This window comes from Mycolicibacterium stellerae (assembly GCF_003719305.1).
In the GTDB taxonomy this organism is placed as follows: domain Bacteria; phylum Actinomycetota; class Actinomycetes; order Mycobacteriales; family Mycobacteriaceae; genus Mycobacterium; species Mycobacterium stellerae.
On record NZ_RARC01000015.1, the window covers coordinates 1 to 16,235 of the forward strand.

Consider the following 16,235-nt stretch of genomic DNA (forward strand, 5'->3'; position numbering starts at 1 on the left):
GTCCTCGCCGTCGGTGGCCAAACCGCCGGCATGGAAGGAGCCGAGCGCGGCCACCCGGTTGGGATGGGCGGCGGCGATCTCCCAGCCCAGGCGTTGCCACCGCCCCCACCCGATGTCGCGCCCGTCGACGGGACCCCACCCGATGTCGCGCCCGTCGACGCGACGGCGCCTCGGCCATGATCCCCGCAGTCGAAGGAATGAGACCGTGAAAGACAACCTGGCAGGCGCTGTGTGGAAGTTCAGCGTGTTCGCCATCGTGTGCTTGTTCGGCGTGTTCGCCCTTTTGGCGATATTCGCTCAACTGCGGTTCGACGACGAAACGGTCTACCGTGCGCACTTCGCCAATACCAGCGGATTGAAATCCGGTGACTTCGTACGTATCGCGGGCGTGGAAGTCGGCAAGGTCAAGAAGATCAGCATGGAACCCGACGCGACACTGACCGTCGAGTTCGGCACCGACCGGTCGGTCGTGCTCACCGAAGGCAGCCGTGCGGTGGTCCGCTGGGACAACCTGATCGGCGATCGCTACCTCGGGCTCGACGAAGGTGCCGGTAGCACCAGGACGCTGCCTGCCGGGGCCACCATCCCTCTCGACCACACGGCGCCTGCACTTGATCTCGACGCGCTGATCGGCGGGTTCCGTCCCTTGTTCAGGGCCCTCAATCCCGATCAGGTCAATAGCTTGACGGCCGATTTGATCGCCGCATTCCAAGGTGAGGGCGACACGATCGGATCGTTCCTGTCTCAGACCGCGTCGGTCACCAACACGCTTGCCGACCGTGACCAACTCATCGGGCAGGTCATCGACAACCTCAACACCGTGCTCGGTTCCCTCGCCGACCAGAGCCAGCAGTTCGACAAGGCGATCACCTCGCTGTCGCAACTCGTCGACGGCCTGGCCGCCCGCAAGGACGGTATCGCCGCCGGAATCGCCAACCTCAACGGGGCCGCCGGGACGGTTGCCGACCTGCTGGCCCAGGCGCGTCCGCCCGTCAAAGAGATCCTCGCCGAGAACGACCGGGCGTCCGGAATCATCGTCGCCGACCACGAGTACTTCGACAACCTGCTCAAGACGCTGCCGGACAAGTACCGCATTCTGGGCCGCGAAGGTCTCTACGGCGACTACTTCGGGTTCTACCTGTGCGATCTGAACCTCAAACTCAACGGCAAGGGAGGACAACCCGTGCTCGTCAAGGTTGCAGGTCAGTCCAGCGGGCGGTGCGCGCCGAAATGAAATCCTTCTCCGAACGCAGCCCCGTTGCCATGGGTGCGGTCGGCATCGCGCTGACCCTCGTGGCGGTGTGGCTGACGGTGTCGTACAGCAGTTTGCCGTTCGTGAACAGACAGAAGGACTACGTCGCGTACTTCAGCGAGGCGGGCGGCCTGTCACCCGGTGCACCCGTGCAGGTTTCGGGCAATGAAATGGGCAAGGTCTCCGGCATCACGCTGGACGGAGACCGCGTTCGAGTCGATTTCAGCGTCGATTCCAGTGCCCACCTCGGTGACCGGACAGAGGCGGCCGTCAAGACCAAGAGCCTGCTGGGGGCGCGCATGCTCGAAATCACCCCGCGCGGCAGCGGCGATCTGAGCGGGCCCATACCCCTGGAGCGGACCACCCCGCCCTACCAACTGACCGATGCCCTCAGCGACCTGACCTCGACCGTCGATCAACTCGACACCGGACAGCTGTCGCAGTCCCTCGACACGTTGGCGCAGACGTTCGCCAACACCCCACCCGAGTTGCAGGTTGCCGTCCAGGGACTCGGGCGATTCTCTCAATCGCTGAACAACCGCGACGATCGGTTGCGCACCCTGCTGGCACACGCCAAGAAGGCCACCGACGTGTTGGCCGGGCGCACCGATCAAGTGGTCACCCTGATCAGGCAAACCAACGCGCTGCTCGCCGAGCTACGCTCCGAAAGCGCTGCACTCGACCAGGTTTCGGGCAATCTGAGCAAACTATCTCAGCAGGTGTCCGGATTCGTGGCCGACAACCGCGAGCAGGTAGGCCCCTCGATCGACAAGTTGAACGGCGTGCTGACCATCGTCGCCAACCGTAAGACCCAGTTGCAGGACTCGATCAAGCAACTGAACTCCTTCGCGATGTCACTCGGTGAGTCGGTGTCGACCGGCCCCTGGTTCAATTCCTACGTCGCCAACCTGTTGCCCGGACAGTTCCTGCAACCGTTCATCGATGCAGCGTTCTCGGATCTGGGGTTGGACCCCAACGTCAAACTCCCGTCGGAACTCACCGACCCTCAGGTCGGCCAACCGGGCACCCCGGCACTGCCTATTCCCTTCCCTCGCACCGGACAAGGTGGTGAGCCGCGGCTCACCGTGCCCGACGCCATCACCGGTAATCCGGGCGACCAACAATGCGGACCGCCGGGCGTGCCGTTGCCCGGTCCGGGGTGCTACCCCTACCGCGAACCTCCACCCGCGCCACCACCCGGCGGTCCGCCTCCAGGCCCGCCGCTGCCAGGGGCCGAGGGCGTGGACCCCACCCCGTCACCGGTCTACGTACCCGCGCCGAACGAAGTTCCGCCGTCGGGAGGGACGACGCCATGACATTGTCCAAGAATGCCCGAATCGGCCTGGCGTTGCTGATGGTCGTCGTGCTGATCGGTGGGATCGTCGCCGTTTTGCGATCCACAGGCCCAACAAAGAAGACAACGCTGACTGCGTACTTCGAGAGTAGCAACGGAATCTTTCCCGGCGACACCATCCGGATCCTCGGCGTGCCGGTCGGCAAGATCGAATCCATTGAGCCACAACCACAACGGTCGAAGGTGACCTTCTGGGTCGACGGCAAGTACAAGGTGCCCGCCGACGCCCGGGCGGTGGTCCTTTCGCCAACACTGGTCAGCGCTCGGTTCATTCAACTCACGCCGGCCTACACCTCCGGGCCCGCCATGGCCAGCGACGCGGTGATCCCTCTGGAGCGAACCGCGGTACCCGTGGAATTCGACGACTTGCGTATCCAGTTACAGAAGCTGACCGACACCTTGCAGCCAACCCAGCCGGGTGGAGTGTCGACGATGGGGGCGTTCGTCAACACCGCGGCCGACAACCTGCGCGGTCAAGGAGCCAGTATCAGAGACACTGTGATCAAGCTGTCCCAATCCCTTTCGATTCTGGGAGATCACTCCGGCGACATCTTCGGCACGATCAAGAACCTCTCGGTGTTGGTGTCGGCTCTGCATGACAGCGCAGATCTCATGCGTCAGCTCAACCAGAATCTGGCCGCGGTCACCGGCTCACTTGCCAACGACCCCAACGAAGTCGGTGCCGCGGTAGCAGATCTGAACAGCGCGTCCAGCGACTTGAGCGCCTTCCTCGTCGAGAATCACGACCGCCTCGGCATCACTTTCGACAAGCTCGCCGAAATCACCCAGGCCCTTGGTGACAGCGCTGGTGACTTCAAGCAGGCATTGCACGTCTTTCCGACGACGCTGTCGAACTACCTGAACATCTATCAGCCGTCACAGGGCACTGTCACCGGCGCGTTGTCGGGCAACAACTTCAGCAATCCAGTCAACTTCGTTTGCGGCGCAATCCAAGCCGCGTCGCGACTCAACGCCGAACAATCGGCCAAACTGTGCGTGCAGTACCTGGCGCCGATTGTCAAGAACCGGCAATACAACTTTCTTGGTCCGCTCGGCTTCAACGGCTCACCGCTGCTGCCGTTCCTGCCGATCGGCGAGGCTGCCCGGCCCAACGAGGTGACCTACAGCGAGGATTGGATGCGCCCGGACTACGTCCCGCCTGGCGCGCCGACGCCGGCCGCCGCCCCGGCCGGGCCGCAAACCCCGCTGCCTGCCGAGGCGCCGCTGCCCGCCGAAGCGCCGTCGCCGTCCGCGTCGCCCGCAGACGCCGTCCCGGCACCCGCGGCGACGACGGATCCCGCCGCAGGCCTGCCAGGCTTGATGATGCCGGCGGGAGCGGGCTCGTGAGGGCGTCGAAACCGCGGACCGCTGCGGTGGCAGCCGTCGTCTTCGCAGCACTCGTCGGCGTCCTGCTGAGCGGGTGTCAGTGGCGGGGCCTCAATTCGATCACGATGCCGGGCACCGAGGGCAACGGCCCTGGATCCTTCGATGTGCAGGCGCAATTGCCCAATGTCAATAATTTGCAACCGAATTCGCGGGTGCGCGTCGATGATGTGAACGTCGGGACGGTGACCAAGATCGAAAGGCAGGGCTGGCATGCCTTGGTCACGATTCGCCTCAACGGCGATGTGTCGCTCCCGGAGAACGCCACGGCCAAGCTCGGCCAAACCAGCCTTCTGGGATCGCAACACGTCGAACTGGCGCCGCCTGCGGGGGTTCCGCCGACGGGGCGCCTACGTCAAGGTTCGCTGATCCCACTGCAGAACGCAGGGGCATACCCCACCACCGAGCAGACCTTGGCCGCCGTCTCACTGTTGTTCAACGGGGGTGGAGTCGGGCAACTGCACGACATCGTCGAGACGTTGAGCACGGCGTTGCGCGGCCGAGAAAAGGACCTGCGTAGCTTGATCGAACAGCTCGACAGGTTCGTCGGGTACGTCGACGGGCAGACCGGCGACATCATCGACGCGACCACCAGCCTGGACCGTCTTGCCGGAACGTTCGCCAACCAACGACCGGTGGTGGACCGCGCGCTGCAGACCATCCCGGATGCGCTCTCGGTACTCAAAGACGAGCGTGAGCACCTCGCCGAGGCCTTGGACCAACTCGGTAAGTTCAGCGCGGTGGCGGCCGACTCGGTCAACCAGACTAAGGTGAACCTGGTTGCCGAGCTGAAAGACCTCGCCCCCGTGGTGCGATCGCTGGCCAACGCCGGTCCAGCGCTGACCCGGTCACTGGGGATGCTGGCAGCATTTCCATTTCCCATCGACACACTGCAGAACTGGTTGCGCGGCGACTACGGAAACCTCTCGGTCACCATCGATCTCACATTGAGCCGCCTGGACCAGAGTTTCTTCACCGGCACCAGGTTCGAAGGCGACCTCACAAAACTCGAATTGCAGTGGGGCAGAACGATCGGACAGATGCCGAGCCCGTACACCTACGGCAATCCGTTGATCGCCCCCTACCACCTCGACCAGGGGCCCTGATATGCATCTGACTCGGCGGATCTACGCACAACTAGCGGTGTTGGCCGTCATCGCCTTGGTGGCGGGCACCGTGATGGCGCTCGGATACATCCGACTGCCCGCCATGTTCGGCATCGGCCGCTACACCGTGGCGCTGGATCTGCCGACGTCTGGCGGCCTGTATCCGAGCGCCAACGTGACCTATCGGGGAACCAAGGTCGGCAAGGTCGAATCGGTGGACACCGACGGCCATGGCGGGGTACGGGCCAATCTGTCCCTGCAGTCGGGCATCGACATTCCCTCCAACCTGCAGGCCGAAGTCCACAGTCAGTCAGCCATCGGCGAGCAGTATGTCGCGCTGCTACCACGCGACGCCACGTCGCCACCATTGCGCGACGGCGACGTGATCGCCAAGCAGAACACCTCCGTTCCGCCACCGATCGACAACCTGCTCGACAGCGCGAACCGTGGGTTGCAGGCCATTCCGCACGACAGCCTGAAGACCGTTATCGACGAATCCGATATCGCTTTCGGCGGCCTTGGCCCCGAGCTGTCCCGAATCGTCAAGGGCAGCACCCAGATCGCTCGAGATGCCCGTGCGAATTTAGAGCCCCTCACCACGCTCATCGATCAATCCGCCCCGGTCCTGGATTCACAATCTGACACTGCAGACTCGATCCACGCATGGGCGGCACACTTGAAGACGGTCACCCAGCAGTTGCGTGACAACGACGGCGCAGTCGCAGGGCTGATCGACAACGGCGGCCAGGCCGCAGCCGAGACGCAGCGCCTGCTCGATCGCATCAGTCCCACCCTGCCGGTGATCCTGGCCAACCTGGTCACCGTCGGCAAGGTCGCGCTCGAATATCAGCCCGCGGTCGAACAGCTCCTCGTGTTGATACCGCAGGGCGTCGCCGTCACCCAGGGGACGGCGGTGGCCAACGCCAACTCGAACCGTCCCTATCCCGGCGGGTACCTCAGCTTCAATCTCAACTTCAACCTCCCACCGCCATGCACGACCGGGTTCCTGCCCGCACAACAGCGCCGCACTCCGACATCGACTGACTGGCCCGCCCGCCCAGCAGGCGACCTGTACTGCCGCGTGCCCCAGGATTCGCCGTTCAACGTCCGCGGCGCGCGGAACCTGCCATGCCTGACGGTGCCCGGTAAGCGAGCCCCGACGGTGCAGATGTGCGAGAGCAACGAACAGTACGTGCCGCTCAACGACGGCTACAACTGGAAGGGCGACCCGAATGCGACGGCGTCGGGGCAAGCCATCCCCCAATTGCCCACCGAACCAGCGGCGCAGGGGAATTCACCACCGCCCAACGGTCCGCAGCCCCAAGCGCAGGCGCCACCCCCGCCGTTGGCTGTCGCGGAATACAACCCCGCCACCGGAACCTACGTAGGCCCAGACGGGCACACCTACAAACGTTCCGATCTGGCTGACAATGCGCCGAAGGACAAGTCATGGCAAGACATGCTGACACCGCCGAACTGACCGACTCGCCGGCTTCGGCCGACGGGCCCGAGGCCGGCGACAGCGTCGAAGTGGGTGACCTGCCGCGTCAACACACTCCCGCGCGACGCGTCGTCGCCGCCGCAATGGCGGCTGCCGTTGTGTTGGCCGCCCTCGGCGGCTGGCTCGGCTACCGCGACTACCGGGCCCACCAACGCCAGACCGAAGAGCAGAGATTCGTGACGGTCGGTCGACAGGCGGCCTTGAACCTCACCACGATCGACTACACACGGGCGGACTCCGACGTGGCAAGGATCCTCGATTCGGCAACCGGCACATTCCAAGACGACTTCCAGAAACGTGCGAAACCGTTCGTCGATGTCGTCAAGCAGGCGAAGTCCAAGTCAGAGGGCGCGGTCACCGAGGCCGGCCTTGAATCACTTCAAGGCGACCACGGCCAGGTGCTCGTCTCAGTGCAGGTAAAGACGTCGACGAACGACGCACCCCCGGGGGACGCGCGCACCTGGCGCATGCGCATCGACGTCCAACGGGTGGGCGCCGATCTCAAGGTCGCCAACATCCAATTCGTTCAGTAACAACATAATTCGAGGACATATTGAATGACTGCGACCAGTGATCTCGCCGACAGCGAGACCGACGCGGAGGACGACGCCGCAACGGCGGCCGAAGTGGAACATGACAATTCACAGCGTGTCACGGCCGATTCCCGGTCGGGCGCATCGCGCGTCATGCGCAAAGTCGGGTACGTCGCTGTGCTGGCACTGCCGTTCGCCCTTGCCGTCATCGCCGGATATCTGAAGTACGTCGGCGCAGTGCAGGGCGAATCCGCCTCTGCTGCTGACGAATCCGTTCGTGCGGCCAACGACGCCGCGGTCGCGATGCTGTCGTATCACCCCGACACGGTGCAGAACGACCTCGACGCCGCCAAGGATCGGATGACCGGCACCTTCCGCGACTCCTACTCCTCTCTTGTCGACGATGTGGTGGCACCCGCCGCCATCCAGAAGGTGATCACGGCCCAAGCGACCGTCCCCGCCTCAGCATCGGTGTCGGCGACCTCTAACCAGGCCGTTGTCCTGCTCTTCGTCAACCAGTCCGTCACCGTCGGAACGGAACCGCCGACGAGCACCAACTCCAGCGTGCGCGTCACCCTCGACAGGATCGACGACCGCTGGCTGATATCGGGATTCGACCCGATCTGAACCGGCGAATCCCGTAACCGGAGTCGCCCGCCTGGGTCTGCCGTCATCAAACGGCCTTCCCGCCGTGAACGAGGCTTGTCGAGAACGGAACTCGTGAAAACGGCGTTCGCGACTTCGCGGCAGTCGAACCGGCTTCGCTCGGTCGATGATGGTACGAGCCGACGGTCGGACGCGGTGTTGCGCTGCTCGCATTCGGCACGGCCACATGACGCCGGCCAACGGCGAACTCCCGGCTACGCGAAGGACGGCAATGAATCCCCAAGGGACCCTTCCGCTGAGTGACCTACGGGTCATCGATCTCACCGACGGGGTCGCAGGCGTCGCAGGCCGCGTGCTGGCCGACATGGGTGCCGATGTGATCCTCGTCGAGCCGCCCGGCGGCGCAGCCACCCGCCGACAACCACCCCTTCACCGCGGACACGGCCTGCGGTTCGCCACCACGCACAGCAACAAGCGGGGAGTTGTCATCGACCTGGACTCCGCGCAGGGGCCCGATCGGCTACTCGGCCTCATCGACGGGGCGGACCTTGTGCTCGAGTCTTATCCGCCGGGGTACCTCGAACGGCGTGGCGTCGGACCGGACACCATGCGGGAACGCCACCCGGGTGTAGTGGTCACGTCAGTCACCGATTTCGGTCAGACCGGTCCCTACCGCGACTACACGGCGAACGACGCAGTGCTCACGGCGATGTCGTCGGCGCTGACACGGTCGGGAGCGCCCGGCCGCGAGCCGCTGCTGCCGCCGGGAGAGTTGGCTAGTCAAACAGCGGCGGTGCACGTGGCGTTCGCCGCCCTGTTGGCGGTCTATCACGCTCGCCGCACCGGGCGGGGCGACTACGTCGACTGTTCGCTGTTCGACCTCGCCGTGCAGGATCTGGATCCGGCGCTCGGCATGGGCGGGACCGCCACGATGGGCCAGCCCCTCACTGAACTCCCGCCGGGGCGCCCCGACCGGCGGATGCTCTATCCCGTCCTTCCGTGCGCCGACGGCCACGTACGCATGTTCATCGGGTCGGCCAAACAATGGCGCGCGGTGTTCACCTGGCTGGGCGAGCCCGAGTCGCTCAGTGACCCGTCGCTTGAGCAATTCTTCACGCGCTTTCTCAACTGGGACAAGATCCGTCCCGCACTGGTGGAGTTGTTCGCCGACAAGTCGCGCGACGAGATCGTCACCTACGCCTCTGAGCAAGGCGTTGCCGTGGCGCCGTTGAGCACCCCCGCAGAGATTCTGCGCAGCGACCACGTCGAGCAGCGGCGATCGTTTCGGACGGCCGAGGTGGCGCCAGGGCTGGTGGGAGCGATCGCGAACGGATTCGTCGAGTTCGATCGCCAGCGGGCAGGCTTTCGGCACCGAGCACCCGAACCCGGGGAACACGACCACCTTCTGCAGGCCGAGACGCGTTCGCGTCGTGCGGTCGAACCCGCGCGTCCCGCCCGGCGCCCGCTGGAGGGCGTCCGCGTCCTAGATCTCGGCGTGATCGTCGTCGGCGCCGAAACCGGTCGCTCGCTGGCGGATCAGGGTGCCGACGTGATCAAGATCGAAACCCGTGAATTCATGGACGGGGCCCGTCAATCCGACGGCCCCGACAGGTGCGGATACTCCTTCGCGCTCGGCAATCGCGGCAAGCGCAGCTTCGGGCTGAACCTTCGTGCCAAGGCAGGCAAGGAGGTCTTCCGACAGCTGGTCGCCAAGTCCGACGTTGTGCTGACCAACTTCAAACCCGGCACCTTGGAGTCGTTGGGGTTGAGCTACCAAGAGCTGCGGTCGGTCAATCCGCGGATCATCGTCGTCGAGAGCAGTGCGTGGGGTGCCTCGGGTCCGTGGAGCAAGCGGATGGGCTACGGACCGTTGGTGCGCTCGACGATCGGACTGACCCAGTTGTGGCGCCACCCCGGCGCATCGGATGAGTTCGGAGACGATCAGTTCGGAGACGATATGACCGTCTACCCCGACCACGCCGCGGGCCGTGCCGGATCGACGGCGGTGATGGCGGCGTTGCTCGAGCGGGAGCGCACCGGTGTCGGACGCCGCATCGAACTGGCCCAAATGGACACCGTGTTCGGACAGCTCGTCACCGAATTCCTGCGCGAATCCCTTGAGCCGGGCTCGCTGGTCGCTTCCGGAAACTGCGCTGAGTTCGACGCCCCCTCAGGGCTTTACCGCTGCTCCGGTGAGGACGCCTACTGTGCGGTCGCCGTCGACGGCGACGACGAATTCGAGCGTCTGGCCGCCGCGACAGATCGACTTGATCTGGCCACGGACCCGCGGTACAGAACAGCTGCCGATCGGGTCGCGCACCGCGACCAACTCGACGAGGCCCTCGGCGCGTGGATGGCAGGTCTGATCCCTGTGCAGGCACAGGATCGCCTGCAGGCGGCAGGCGTCGCGGCGGGCGCAGCGGTGCACGCATCCGAATTGCCTGACAACCCGCAGTTGAACGCCCGCCGCCAGTTCGGCTCCCTCCCTCAGCCGGGATACGACGAGCCGCTGCAGGCCGAGATGGGTCCGGCGCTGTTCGAGAATATTCCCGAACCCGAGTTGCGGCCGGCTTCGCTGATGGCCGCCGACACCGTCGAGGTGTGCCGCGACATCCTGGGCATGTCCGACGCCGAGGTGGACAAGCTCGTCGCAGCCGGTGTGCTCGAAGTCCGCGAGGCCGCTACCGTCACATCGCGGTGATGCCGCCCCCATCGGTTCCCCCAGCGAGCGGCGGCGAGCGCCGTCAGCTGCCCGTGCGGGCGTGCGGGAGCCGCTTGGAATCACGATCGCGCGGGCTGAGACCGGACAGGACGAGCGCAAGCCATCGGGCGCGCGCCGCGGGCGGGTGATCGGTGGGCGCGGTGGCAAAGAGTAGATAGATGTCCGCCACACTGACGTCGGAATGCAGGTCGCCGTCGGACTGGGCGGCCTGGATGAGGGTCGTCAGGGCCGCGCTGGCGCGGTCCTCGTCGGCCTTGTTGTCGGGGATGGCGCCCAGCGCCTCGGTGGCGGCCTTCACGGCGTGGTTTGTCGCCACCTCCTCGGTGAGCCGGGTCAGGAAGGCGGTGATCTCGTCCCACGCGTTGGCCCCCGCGGCCACGCGTGCGCAGGCGGCCTCGGCGTCGTCGGCCATCTGTGCCACGAAATCCCCGACCACGGCTGCCACCAGATCGGTCTTGGTGGGGAAGTGGCGGTACAGGGTGCCGACGGCCACTCCCGCCGCGGCGGCGATCTCGTCCATTCCGACGTCCGGACCGTGCGCCGTCACCTGGTCACGGGCGGCGGCGAGGATCTTGCTGCGGTTGCGCACCGCGTCGGCCCGCGGCGCCCGGCCTTCGGTCGTCATCGTCTCTCCCAGATCACACTTGCAAAAAACTGAACTCAGGTTCATGATAGTTTCATGAACCGCAGTTCATCTTAATCCCCAGGGGCGCCCATCGCCCCGCGAGCGTGGAGGAAGACAACCATGAAAGCAGCGGTGTACCGCCAGAACGGCGGCCCCGAGGTGCTCAGCTTCGAGGAGATCGCCGACCCCGTGCCCGGCGACGACGAAGTGTTGATCAAGGTCGAGGCGATCAGCCTCGAGGGCGGTGACCTGCTGAACAGGCAGATGTTGCCGTTGCCGATGAGCCCCCACGTCGTCGGTTACGGCAGTGCCGGAACCGTGGTCGCCGTTGGCGCACAGGTGACCGATCTGCGGGTCGGCCAGCGGGTGAGCGCCTTCGGCGAGTACGGCTCACACGCAGAACTCCGGGCGGTGCGCGCCGACCACTGCTGGGTCCTGCCGGACGGTGCGGACGCCGCGGCGGCGGCGTGCGTGCCCGTCGCGTTCGGAACCGCTTACGAGGCGCTGTTCGAGCAGGCGAACGTCACCGCAGACAGCACGGTGCTGGTGCAGGGCGCCGGTGGAGGTGTTGGCCTGGCCGCGGTGCAGCTGGCCGCCAAGGCCGGTGCGCGGGTGATCGGAACGGCTTCCAGCCGCGAGCAGCTCGACGCGCTTCGGCGGTTCGGCCTCACCGACGGCATCGACTACCGCACCGAGGACGTGCGACAGCGCGTCCTCGAGCTCACTGACGGCGTCGGCGTCGACTTGGCGGTCGATCCCGTCGGCGGTCCCATGACGCAGGAGCTGGTCCTGGCGACGCGCCACGGTGGCCACGTGATCCTGCTCGGCGGTTCGGCCGGCGCACCCACGACGATCGATGCGACCACACTGCCCCGCGGCAACCGCACCCTGAGCGGTTTCATGCTCAGCGGAATGTTCGGCACGCCTCGCGTTCATGGCTACGTCGCCGAACTCATCGGCCGGGTCGCCGACGGCGAACTCGAGGTGGTCATCGACCGGGCGTTCCCGCTGTCCGCAGCCGTCGACGCACACCGCTACGCCGAGCAGCGCGGTCGCATCGGTCGCGTGGTGATGGTGCCGTAGCAGTTCCAGTCCGGCGACGACGACCGTCGTCGCCGCCCAACCAAGGAAGGCAGAACAATGGCGTTGCCCATGCAGACCCGAACAGATGAAGAAACCAGCATCAGCGCGGTGACCGTCGACATCCCCATCGACGCCAGCGCAGAGTTCACCTGGGATGTCATCCGCGACATCTATGCGGTGAACACCCGACTCATCCCAGGCTTCGCGGTTGCCGTCGAAAAGGGTCCGAACAGCAGAATCGTGACTTTCGTCGATGGCATGAAGGTCACCGAGCGCATCGTCGAAGTCGACGACGACGCTCGACGCATGGTCTACCAAGTGATCGACGGTCCCGTGACGCACCACCAGGGCAGCCAGGTCGTGCGCGAGGACGACGCGGGTGTCCATCTCGTGTGGACGACGGAGTTCGCCCCCGCATCGCTTCTCGATCTCACCAGCAGGAGCATGGAGGTCGCCGCGGAACTCATGAAGACGACGATCGACACCGCGTACGCCAACCAGCGATGAGCTGTGTCGACCACTGAGCGATTCCGAGTAACGATCGCTGACTCTGTGTGGTCGCGGGCGGCGGTGGCCGGCACGCCGAGCTAGATCTCGCGAAGGACGCGGAACCCCGAATGCAAGAAAGGCGATCGCACAGCAACATCTGGCAGCTGCTCGAAGGTCAATTCCGCCAGCGTTTGTGCGGTCCGAGATCACACCGAGAGGCATGCGACGCTTCGCCGGCCGACGATCGTTTCCGGTGCGGCGTACCCACAATAGAATTGCGACCGAACGCCATGGACGGACAGAGGCGGTGCACTGGTTGGGTAAGAAGGACGACATCCTGGCACCCGACCATGGAGATTCCGTAGGCCCGTATTACGACGAACGTGCCGCGCTGATCACTGCGGCCGAAGAGGTGCTCGCGCGCGGCGGGTGGTGGGGTTTCAAAGTTGAGAGTGTGCTCAGACAAGCGCGTTTGTCGACTCGGAGTTTCTATCGCCAGTTCGAGACGAAGGACGATCTGCTAGCAGCGGTACTCGAACGCCATCTGCTGCGGATTGCGGTCGCCGTAGAAGGGATCATCGACACGACGTCACCGATCCAAGAACGCCTCTGGCAGTACGTCAACGCCTTGATCGCGTGGGGTTTCGACCGTGAGTTCGCCAAGCCCGCAGCGCTTTTCGCCGCTTCATTACGAGGTCTAAGACCTCAGCACGCAGAGCAGGTCGAACGTTGCCTTAGCGCGTTGACGGCCCCACTGGTCGAGGTCTTGGTAGAGGGAAGGCGACACAACGTCATCACGACGGACGACCCACCAGGGGATGCGAGGATAGTGCTCGTCCTAATCGGCTCAGCGCTTTACGACGGGCCTGCCACCGACGACGAAGCAATCCGAGAGCACCTTGGACGCGTAGTCGTCCCATTCATTGCGCGTTCGTTCGGCGTCGACGTGCCGGCGTCCGGCCTTCCCGCGCTGTTGACCAAGTAGTGGTCGGCTTCAGGACAGTGCACTCACGGCTTGATGATCACCTTGAGCGCGCTGCGGTCACTCATCGCGCGGTAGCCGTCCGGGACGTCACGCAGTGGTACGAGACGGTCGAACACGCGGCCCGGATCGATCGTGCCGTCGAGGATGTCGGGCATGAGAGTGTCGATGTAGGCCCGGGCGGGGGCGGCGCCGCCGGTCAAGGTGATGTTGCGCGCAAACGAGCGCAAGCCCATCGGTACCTGCTTGTACTGGGAGACCCCCAATCGGCTGACCACACCTCCGGCGCGAGCCACCCGGAGCGAGGTGTCGATCGACACCTCGGTGCCGACGCACTCGATGACGGCATGCGTGCCATCGCCGCGCGTCAGCTGGCGCACCATCTCGACGCCCTCGGGGCCGCGTTCGGCGACGACGTCGGTCGCCCCGAAATCACGACCTAGATCGGTGCGGTCGGTGTGGCGGCCCATCAGAATGATCTGCTCGGCACCGAGGCGCTTGGCGGCGAGTACGGCGCACAGCCCCACCGCGCCATCACCAATCACGGTGACCGAACGTCCGGGCTGGACCCGAGCGGTCACGGCACCGTGATGGCCGGTGCAGAACACGTCCGACAGCGTCAACAGTGAGGGCAGCACGGCCGAATCCGTCGAGACCGGCAGTTTGACCATGGTGCCCTGCGCCTGCGGTACCCGCACTGCCTCACCCTGGCCGGCGTCGGCGCCCTCCGTGCCCCACACGCCGCCCTGCCGACAGGAGGTGTGCAGACCTTCCTGGCAGAAATCGCACGAATTGTCTGACCACAGGAAGGGGATGACCACCAAGTCGCCCCGCTGAAAGCCGACCACCTCGCTGCCGATGTCCTCGACCACGCCAATAAACTCATGACCCATTCGCTGACCCTCGTCGCTGGCGGGCATCGAGCCGTAGGGCCATAGATCGCTGCCGCAGATGCACGCCAGGGTGACTCGCACGATCGCGTCCGTCGGCAGTTTGATCTCCGGGTCGGGCACGTGCTCTACCCGTACGTCTCCGGCGCCATACATCACAGTTGCTTCCATGATGGTCAGTCAACACTTCGTCAACGGTGCTGGGAACTCCTTGAAGCACGTGAAAGTTGCATTCTCCGTCCCGGGGTCGATGGAATGCGTTCTGTGCCGCCCCAATTGGCGGCCACGCCGATCGACGTGGTCCGCCGACGCCGGACAGGTAGCGCGGAGTCCGTGGGTGCCCAGCGAAAGGTGCACTGGCACAGGGTGCGTCGGCTGACACCCTCGGTGAGCGCGGCAGAACCGGTCAACGTCGGGCCGTTCGAGAGAACGCCCTTTTCAGTCGCGGACCTACCAATAGCAGCGAAATACGTCGACGCTCTTGTTTGGCGACTCCGAAAGTGAGTGAGTGGTGGTTAACCGACCGGCAGGTTGGGCGCCACCGCTTCCAACTGCGAAAGGTAGGCGAGCATGCCGGGCCCGCTTCTAGGATTGCGCGTGGTCGAGCTGGCCGGCATCGGACCTGGACCGCACGCGGCAATGGTCCTAGGTGACCTCGGTGCCGACGTGGTGCGCGTTGAACGACCCAACGGCGGTGGCGGCTCCGTTGGCGATCGGGATTCGACGCTGCGCAATCGTCGTTCGGTGGCCGCCGATCTGAAGAACGACGAAGGCCGCAAGCTGGCGCTGGCTTTGATCTCAAAAGCCGACGTCCTGATCGAGGGCTACCGTCCCGGTGTCACCGAGCGCCTTGGGCTCGGTCCGGAGGACTGCGCGAAGGTCAACGATCGTCTGATTTACGCCCGTATGACGGGGTGGGGTCAGGACGGGCCGCGGGCATTGCAAGCCGGCCACGACATCAACTACATCTCTCTGAACGGCCTGTTGCATGCCATCGGCCGCAAGGACGACAAGCCGGTACCGCCCCTGAACCTCGCCGGTGATTACGGTGGCGGCTCGATGTTCCTCCTCGTCGGCATCCTGGCCGCGCTGTGGGAGCGGCAGACGTCCGGTAAGGGGCAAGTGGTCGATGCCGCGATGATCGACGGTTCGAGCGTCCTCATTCAGATGATGTGGGGAATGCGCGCAACGGGAATGTGGAGCGACGTGCGCGGCACGAACCTGCTCGACACCGGAGCGCCGTATTACGACACCTACGAGACGTCCGACGGCAAGTACGTCGCGGTCGGCGCCATCGAGCCTCAGTTCTACGCGCAATTGCTCGAGGGCCTCGGGTTGGACCCGACGACACTGCCCGACCAGAACGACGTCAGTCGTTGGCCCGAACTGCGCAAGACCTTGACCGACGCCTTTCTCGCGCACGACCGCAGCCACTGGGCCAAGACGTTCGAGGGCACCGACGCGTGCGTCACCCCCGTGCTCAGCTTCGCCGAAGTCGAAACCGAACCGCACATCACTGAACGCGGCACCTTCTTCTACGACGGGGACAATCTCGAGCCGATGCCCGCTCCCCGGTTCTCCCGTAGCTCACCGCCGACACCGACGCCCCCGGGAGTGCCGGGTGCCGACAACGACGCCGTACTGCGCGACTGGATGGGCGAGTCGTCCTCATCTTGAGCGCTTCGTGTTCCGCAACAACGAAGGGAATC

Annotated in this window: 14 protein-coding genes and 1 pseudogene; 12 read left to right on the forward strand and 3 right to left on the reverse strand. The window is 65.2% G+C overall.

The features are described 5' to 3' along the window. Positions 1–216 (reverse strand): annotated as a pseudogene (locus D6M19_RS18780) (hypothetical protein); the annotation flags it as partial. Here D6M19_RS18780 and D6M19_RS18785 point away from each other — a divergent pair. The 8 genes from D6M19_RS18785 to D6M19_RS18815 all read left to right on the forward strand — a co-directional run bounded on the left by D6M19_RS18785 (position 206) and on the right by D6M19_RS18815 (position 10,436). Then, a complete protein-coding gene (locus D6M19_RS18785; protein ID WP_123026772.1) occupies positions 206–1,234 on the forward strand; it encodes a virulence factor Mce family protein in 1,029 nt (342 codons plus the stop codon). The pseudogene D6M19_RS18780 and the gene D6M19_RS18785 sit on opposite strands and share 11 nt — an antisense overlap. After that, a complete protein-coding gene (locus tag D6M19_RS18790; protein WP_123026871.1) occupies positions 1,231–2,568 on the forward strand; it encodes an MCE family protein in 1,338 nt (445 codons plus the stop codon). The genes D6M19_RS18785 and D6M19_RS18790 overlap by 4 nt, the downstream gene beginning before the upstream one ends. After that, positions 2,565–3,953, forward strand: a complete 1,389-nt coding sequence (locus tag D6M19_RS18795; RefSeq protein ID WP_123026773.1) for an MCE family protein — start codon at positions 2,565–2,567, stop codon at positions 3,951–3,953. The genes D6M19_RS18790 and D6M19_RS18795 overlap by 4 nt, the downstream gene beginning before the upstream one ends. A 26-nt stretch (positions 3,954–3,979) precedes the next feature. Next, positions 3,980–5,095 carry a virulence factor Mce family protein gene (locus tag D6M19_RS18800; RefSeq protein ID WP_164478583.1) on the forward strand — a complete coding sequence of 372 codons (1,116 nt, stop codon included), beginning with the start codon at positions 3,980–3,982 and terminating at the stop codon, positions 5,093–5,095. A gap of 1 nt (position 5,096) precedes the next feature. Beyond that, positions 5,097–6,575 (forward strand): MCE family protein, encoded by a 1,479-nt coding sequence (locus D6M19_RS18805; RefSeq protein WP_164478575.1) that lies wholly within the window; start codon positions 5,097–5,099, stop codon positions 6,573–6,575. Continuing rightward, complete coding sequence (locus D6M19_RS34300; RefSeq protein ID WP_164478576.1) at positions 6,545–7,129, forward strand: Rv1363c family protein; 585 nt, start codon at positions 6,545–6,547, stop codon at positions 7,127–7,129. Before D6M19_RS18805 ends, D6M19_RS34300 begins: the two co-directional genes overlap by 31 nt. 24 nt (positions 7,130–7,153) lie before the next feature. Next, on the forward strand, positions 7,154–7,756 hold the full coding sequence (locus D6M19_RS18810; protein WP_123026775.1) for an Rv1363c family protein: 603 nt from the start codon (positions 7,154–7,156) through the stop codon (positions 7,754–7,756). A 250-nt stretch (positions 7,757–8,006) separates the two neighbouring features. Then, positions 8,007–10,436, forward strand: coding sequence for a CaiB/BaiF CoA transferase family protein (locus D6M19_RS18815; RefSeq protein ID WP_164478577.1), 2,430 nt, complete (start codon positions 8,007–8,009; stop codon positions 10,434–10,436). 43 nt (positions 10,437–10,479) lie between these two features. Here D6M19_RS18815 and D6M19_RS18820 read toward each other — a convergent pair whose 3' ends face one another. After that, entirely contained in the window at positions 10,480–11,082 is a 603-nt protein-coding gene (locus D6M19_RS18820) for a TetR/AcrR family transcriptional regulator (RefSeq protein WP_123026777.1), read from the reverse strand. 120 nt (positions 11,083–11,202) lie between these two features. Here D6M19_RS18820 and D6M19_RS18825 point away from each other — a divergent pair, with 120 nt between their 5' ends. The 3 genes from D6M19_RS18825 to D6M19_RS18835 all read left to right on the forward strand — a co-directional run bounded on the left by D6M19_RS18825 (position 11,203) and on the right by D6M19_RS18835 (position 13,639). Beyond that, complete coding sequence (locus D6M19_RS18825; RefSeq protein WP_123026778.1) at positions 11,203–12,165, forward strand: quinone oxidoreductase family protein; 963 nt, start codon at positions 11,203–11,205, stop codon at positions 12,163–12,165. Positions 12,166–12,234: 69 nt separating this feature from the next. After that, positions 12,235–12,672 (forward strand): SRPBCC family protein, encoded by a 438-nt coding sequence (locus D6M19_RS18830; RefSeq protein ID WP_164478578.1) that lies wholly within the window; start codon positions 12,235–12,237, stop codon positions 12,670–12,672. A gap of 298 nt (positions 12,673–12,970) precedes the next feature. Continuing rightward, positions 12,971–13,639 (forward strand): TetR/AcrR family transcriptional regulator, encoded by a 669-nt coding sequence (locus D6M19_RS18835; RefSeq protein ID WP_234834933.1) that lies wholly within the window; start codon positions 12,971–12,973, stop codon positions 13,637–13,639. Positions 13,640–13,662: 23 nt separating this feature from the next. Here D6M19_RS18835 and D6M19_RS18840 read toward each other — a convergent pair whose 3' ends face one another. Beyond that, positions 13,663–14,697, reverse strand: coding sequence for a zinc-binding dehydrogenase (locus D6M19_RS18840; protein WP_123026781.1), 1,035 nt, complete (start codon positions 14,695–14,697; stop codon positions 13,663–13,665). Between the two features lie 399 nt (positions 14,698–15,096). On the opposite strand from D6M19_RS18840, the gene D6M19_RS18845 reads away from it, so the two are divergent. Continuing rightward, on the forward strand, positions 15,097–16,203 hold the full coding sequence (locus D6M19_RS18845; RefSeq protein WP_123026782.1) for a CaiB/BaiF CoA transferase family protein: 1,107 nt from the start codon (positions 15,097–15,099) through the stop codon (positions 16,201–16,203). Positions 16,204–16,235: the final 32 nt, after the last annotated feature.

Excerpts from the sequence above, each read along its gene's own strand:
- D6M19_RS34300 (WP_164478576.1), top strand. The coding sequence starts at position 6,545 with ATGGCAAGACATGCTGACACCGCCGAACTGACCGACTCGCCGGCTTCG.
- D6M19_RS18815 (WP_164478577.1), top strand. The coding sequence starts at position 8,007 with ATGAATCCCCAAGGGACCCTTCCGCTGAGTGACCTACGGGTCATCGAT.
- D6M19_RS18820 (WP_123026777.1), bottom strand. The coding sequence starts at position 11,082 with ATGACGACCGAAGGCCGGGCGCCGCGGGCCGACGCGGTGCGCAACCGC.
- D6M19_RS18790 (WP_123026871.1), top strand. The coding sequence starts at position 1,231 with ATGAAATCCTTCTCCGAACGCAGCCCCGTTGCCATGGGTGCGGTCGGC.
- D6M19_RS18805 (WP_164478575.1), top strand. The coding sequence starts at position 5,097 with ATGCATCTGACTCGGCGGATCTACGCACAACTAGCGGTGTTGGCCGTC.
- D6M19_RS18840 (WP_123026781.1), bottom strand. The coding sequence starts at position 14,697 with ATGGAAGCAACTGTGATGTATGGCGCCGGAGACGTACGGGTAGAGCAC.
- D6M19_RS18825 (WP_123026778.1), top strand. The coding sequence starts at position 11,203 with ATGAAAGCAGCGGTGTACCGCCAGAACGGCGGCCCCGAGGTGCTCAGC.
- D6M19_RS18845 (WP_123026782.1), top strand. The coding sequence starts at position 15,097 with ATGCCGGGCCCGCTTCTAGGATTGCGCGTGGTCGAGCTGGCCGGCATC.
- D6M19_RS18795 (WP_123026773.1), top strand. The coding sequence starts at position 2,565 with ATGACATTGTCCAAGAATGCCCGAATCGGCCTGGCGTTGCTGATGGTC.
- D6M19_RS18830 (WP_164478578.1), top strand. The coding sequence starts at position 12,235 with ATGCAGACCCGAACAGATGAAGAAACCAGCATCAGCGCGGTGACCGTC.
- D6M19_RS18810 (WP_123026775.1), top strand. The coding sequence starts at position 7,154 with ATGACTGCGACCAGTGATCTCGCCGACAGCGAGACCGACGCGGAGGAC.